Consider the following 5,156-nt stretch of genomic DNA (forward strand, 5'->3'; position numbering starts at 1 on the left):
CGCCGAGACCCGCGAGGTCCTCATCAAGTCCCTCGCGATGCTGCAGTCCAAGCACGCGGACCTGCCCTCCCGCAAACACGGCAACCCCCCGCAGTAACCCGGTACCCGACCGCACCAGCCCTTGGGAGGCGGCAGCCTTGCCCCAGCACTCGCCCCGGACCACGACGGTGCACGTGCGGATCGCGCTCGATGTGATCTGCGTGCACTCCTATCTCGGTTACACCCGCTTCACCCGTGCGGCAGAGCGGCTGCGCGCCGAAGGCAGGCAAGTCCGGGTGGGGTTCCTGCCGTTCGAACTCGCACCGGGTGCCGGGACCGAGGGGGAGCCGCTGCTTCCCGTACTTGAGCGGGTGTTCGGCGCGGAGGCCGTACGGCAGACGCTGCGCCACGCCGAACAGCTCGCCGCGGAGGGACTGGAGCTGCACTACGAACGCGCCGTGGCCACTGGCACGTTCGAGGCGCACCGGCTCATCGCCCGCGCCGCCCGGCAGGGCAGGGGCGAGCAGATGGTGGAACGGCTCTTTCGCGCCCACTTCACGGACGGGCGGCACATCGGCGACGCCACCACTCTCGCCCGTCTCGCCGAGGAGGTCGGTGTCACGGAGGACGACGGCTCCGTGCCGGTCGACATGACCGCCGAGACCGAGCGGCTGCGCGCCGAACTGGACCGGGTGCGCCGGCTGGGGGTCACCGGGGTGCCGGTGTTCTTCATCGACGGCGTACGGCCGCTGCACGGATCCCAGCCGGAGGCCGCGCTGTTCGCGGCGCTGCGCGAGGCGGCCCGGACCACGCCCGGCTTCTGACCGCAGCGTCCGCTACCTCAACTTTCGCATAGGGGCATGACAGATCCACGTCAAGTGCGTGGTGACGCCCCTCGGTGGCTGCTTGGCTGAAGGCCACCCCCGGTCCGCATGCGTCCATGCGGTGTTTTGTCGATATCCCCGCACAGATAGGGCTCAACATGGTTTCGCGACGCAGGTTTCTGGGCTCCGCGATAGCGGTGGCCGGCGCCACGGCGGGCTTCACCGCACTGACCCCGTCCGCGGCACAGGCCGTGGCACAGGCCGACCCGGAGGTGATCGTCAGGCCGGGCGACGCCCGCTACGCCGAGCTCGCAGAACGCGGTTACAACAACCGTTTCGTGGCGACGCCGGACGAGATCTGGCTCGTGCACTGCGCCTCCCAGGTCGAGAAGGCGGTGAACCAGGCCGTCGCCAAGAACCAGCGCATCACCGTGCGCAGCGGCGGGCACTGCTTCGAGGGCCTGGTCGACGACCCGCAGTTCCGTCTTCTGGTCGACCTGTCGGAGATGAAGAACGTCACCTTCGACCGGACCATGAACGCCTTCGCCGTCGAGGCCGGTGCCCGCCTCGGCGAGGTGTACAAGGCGCTGTACGAGGGCTGGGGTGTCACCGTCCCCGGCGGCGTCTGCCCCGAGGTGGGCGTCGGCGGCCACGTCAGCGGCGGCGGATACGGGCCGTTGTCCCGCCGCCACGGCCTTGTCGTGGACCACCTGTACGCGGTCGAGGTCGTCGTCGCGGACCGGGGCGGCAAGGCGCGCACGGTCATCGCCACGCGCAACGCGGGGGACCCGAACCGCGACCTGTGGTGGGCCCACACCGGCGGGGGCGGCGGAGGGTTCGGCATCGTGACTCGGTTCTGGTTCCGCACCCCGGGGGCCTCCGGGGGCGCGTCCGCACTGCTGCCGCAACCTCCCGCGCGGATGCGCAAGACCATCGTGACCTGGCCCTGGGCCCAGCTGACCGAGGCGGGCTTCACGCGCATGGTGCTCAACCACGGTGCCTGGCACGCCGCGAACAGCGCCCCCGGCTCGGTCTACTCGGCGATGCACAGCTCGCTGCAGCTGCACTCGTCCCTCGCCGGCACGGTCCAGCTCGAGATACGCATGGACGCCACGCTGAAGGACACCGCCAAGCTCCACGACGACTACATCCGCGCGGTGAACGCGGGTGTGGGCCTCGAGCCGACGGTCGACGTCACCGAGGGCACCTGGCTGGAGATCGCCCTGGAACCGACCCCGAGCTACGGAGAATATGCGCGGCAGAAGTCCATGGGCGGCCATCTTCGCAAGCCACTGACCGAGGCCCAGGTAGGCGCGATCTACCGCTCCCTGAACGACCCGAACCACTTCGGCGCCGGGCTGGTGTACCTCGCGGCCTACGGCTGCAAGATCAACACGGTGGAGTCGTCGGCCACGGCGATCCCTCAGCGGGACTCCGTCCTCAAGCTCTGGTACTCGAACAACTGGGCCGATCCGGCGCAGGACGAGACCGAGGTCGGCTGGCTGCGCACGCTGCGCAAGAACGTCCACGGAGCGACCGGTGGCTTCCCGGTGCCGAACGGCCGGCAGGACGGCGGCTACATCAACTACCCCGACGTCGACATGCGCGACCCGGTGCAGAACACCTCCGGTGTGCCCTGGTACTCGATCATCTGGAAGGACAACTACCCCAGGCTGCAGCGGGTCAAGAACACCTACGACCCCAAGAACGTCTTCCGGCACGCCCTGTCCCTGGACCCCGCCTGACGGCCGGCTCGGGCGATCGGCCCTCGCGCCGGAAGCGCACACCCCCCCATGTCCATGAGCATCGCGCCGGCCGCGGGCACCCCCGTGGCCGGCGCGGAACGACAGCCCGGAGGGCTCCATGACCAGCAGTAACCCCGCTGCCACCCGCACCGCTCCAGGACGGCGTGCGCTGCCCGTATGGCAGGCCGTGGCGGGGGCGGCCGTCCTCGCCACGGTCGTCAATCTGATCCTTCTGTTCATCGGCGACGCCGCCGGAGCCTCCCTGGTCCTGGAGCTCAACGGCAAGCCCGACGAGATCGGCGCCGGCGACGTGGTCTTCATGTCGATCGCGGCACCGGTGATCGGCGTCACTGTGACCCTCCTTCTGGCCCGCTGGAAGCCGGTCTTCCTGAGGGTGGGTCAGATCCTGGGCGGCGCCGTGGCGGTGCTCACCGCGATCGGGCCGCTGACCCAGGACACCGATGGCGGGACCGCCGCCACCCTGATCCCGATGCATCTGTTCGTCGGCTTCGTCGTGGTGGCCGCCCTGGAGGTGGTCCGCCGGTCCCGCGTCTGACGTCGAGGCAGTCACCAGGCGGCCCTTCGGAACCGACCGGTTCCGAAGGGCCGCCTTCGTACGGTTCCGCACGTCTTCGCATCACGGCACACAAGGGGGAAGCATGGCAACGGAGTGCTGGCGCATCATCAGTGGATCGCCCACCGACGAAGAGGTCGCCGCGGTGGCGGTGGCGCTGGCCGGCGTACTCGCCGCGAACGCCGCTCGGGCGGCAGAGCCGGCGGACACCGGCACCGGTCCGCGGGGGGCGTACTGGACACCGTTCTCGGCCAGGCGCGGGACGGCCACCTCATGGGCCGCCGGCCCGCTGCCGGGCTGGCGCGGCGCGGCCTGATCCCGCCCGCCGGGCGGTGGCGAATACTTGGGGCGAATGAGCGGAATGCGCTTTCATCCGAGCCAATTCCAGGTGGGAAGACCGCAGATCGCCGTTGACCGGGCGGCCTCCCTCGGATCACTGATCCTTCATCTTCCCCGGATCCGCTCTCGAATACGAGACGTATCCCTGCCGTCCTACCGACTCATTTCCCGGATGATCCAGGTGACCGGCGGTCAGGATCAAGCATGCCCCAGACGAAAACCGACGCCGCGGGCGGTGATGATCCAGCTGCTCGAACCCAGCTTGCTGCGCAGGCTGCTGACATGAGTGTCGATCGTACGTCCCGGCTCCGACCTGGAGTCCCGCCAGACCTGCGCCATTATCTGCTTCCGGGTGACAACGATTCCCGGGCGCGAGGCCAGCAGGTAGAGCAGATCGAATTCCTTGCGCGTCACATCTATGTGCCGGCCGTCGAGACGGATTTCCCGGGCGCGGGGATCGATGCCCAGCGATCCGACGGTGATGGCCTCATCGGGCGCGGCAGGCTGGCGCAGCGCCCGGCGCATGACGGCCTCGATACGCGCGATCAACTCGGCCAGGCTGTACGGCTTGGCCACATAGTCGTCCGAGCCGGCCCGGAGGCTGAGCACCCGGTCCACCTCGGAGTCACGGGCCGTCACGACGATGATCGGGACGTCGCACACGGCACGGATGCTCCGGCACAGCTCGACGCCGTCCAGATCGGGCAGGTCCAGGTCGACGAGGAGCAGGTCGGCGTTGCGGTACTGCTGCAGGGCCTGTGCGCCGGTCGGCACACTCTCGGCCTGGTATCCGTGCCGCCACAGGTCGCGAACCAACTCCTTCGCCACTTCGGTCTCGTTCTCCACCGCGAGTACGCGTAACGCCTTACGGACTCGCCTCACCTCCGGCCTGACGGACGCACCCCGCATCGACATCTGATGCGGAATGCGTGCTTCAACAAGCCTTACGGACTGATGCCCCATCCGAGAAATCCCCCATATTCATCCGGTCAAGAGGAGCGTCGAGCCATCGAAAGCATGTCCACAAGAAGGGTACAGACCATGCACTCGATCCGTCAAAGATCAACAGTTGACGACTCAGCTAATAGAGGAGAACCGAAACTCTGCCGAAACAATAAGTAATCCGACAGGCGCCGAAGAAGGCGATCCGGTGCACACAGATTCACGCCCCCGCGGAAACACGACCCCGGCGGAAGGCTCATCGCATGGCGAATCATATTGCCTGGTCAGTCAGCCCACTGGTATCCACGCACCAGCCCCGAATTGTTGCAAAGCCAACTACACCAGCTCCCCCGTACAGACTTCTTCCATTATCTCGCGATACATCGTACACGCAGGAGCGTACGACGTATACGAGTGATGGGTCACACCCATGCGACCGCAAATGCGATCAAGCGCAGGAGTATCCACAACAGCACGCTATCGACACCGTCAGTTCAGAAGCAGTGGCGAATCGGCCATCCTCCCCGGCCGACACACGACAGGACCCGGGCGACTTGACGCCGCTCTCGGAAGATGGGATGAGGACAATGACCGCCGCACAGGCGCGGGACCGCACGACACCCGCACAGACGCCGGTCCGCGAGATCTCACGGACGAAGGATGTGCAGAGGCTCGACCGGGTGATCATCCGTTTTGCGGGGGATTCCGGTGACGGGATGCAGTTGACGGGTGATCGTTTCACGTCGGAGACGG

At 67.7% G+C, this 5,156-nt stretch carries 5 protein-coding genes; 4 read left to right on the forward strand and 1 reads right to left on the reverse strand.

Going from position 1 to position 5,156, the window contains the following annotated elements; translation table 11 throughout:
* The first annotated feature begins 137 nt into the window (after positions 1-137).
* The 4 genes from ADL25_RS05900 (at position 138) to ADL25_RS05915 (ending at position 3,438) form a co-directional block, all read left to right on the forward strand.
* Positions 138-803 carry a DsbA family oxidoreductase gene (locus tag ADL25_RS05900; RefSeq protein ID WP_059126561.1) on the forward strand — a complete coding sequence of 222 codons (666 nt, stop codon included), beginning with the start codon at positions 138-140 and terminating at the stop codon, positions 801-803.
* A gap of 158 nt (positions 804-961) precedes the next feature.
* Positions 962-2,548, forward strand: coding sequence for an FAD-binding oxidoreductase (locus tag ADL25_RS05905; protein WP_079050204.1), 1,587 nt, complete (start codon positions 962-964; stop codon positions 2,546-2,548).
* Positions 2,549-2,666: 118 nt separating this feature from the next.
* Positions 2,667-3,104 (forward strand): DUF6069 family protein, encoded by a 438-nt coding sequence (locus ADL25_RS05910; protein ID WP_063805574.1) that lies wholly within the window; start codon positions 2,667-2,669, stop codon positions 3,102-3,104.
* Between the two features lie 103 nt (positions 3,105-3,207).
* Positions 3,208-3,438: an acyl-CoA carboxylase epsilon subunit gene (locus ADL25_RS05915; protein WP_059126563.1), complete on the forward strand. Its 231-nt coding sequence runs from the start codon at positions 3,208-3,210 to the stop codon at positions 3,436-3,438.
* Positions 3,439-3,659: 221 nt separating this feature from the next.
* Here the strand turns inward: ADL25_RS05915 and ADL25_RS05920 are convergent, their stop codons facing one another.
* Entirely contained in the window at positions 3,660-4,307 is a 648-nt protein-coding gene (locus ADL25_RS05920) for a response regulator transcription factor (RefSeq protein ID WP_308119642.1), read from the reverse strand.
* Positions 4,308-5,156: the final 849 nt, after the last annotated feature.

Source organism: Streptomyces sp. NRRL F-5122 (assembly GCF_001507435.1).
GTDB lineage: Bacteria > Actinomycetota > Actinomycetes > Streptomycetales > Streptomycetaceae > Streptomyces > Streptomyces lannensis.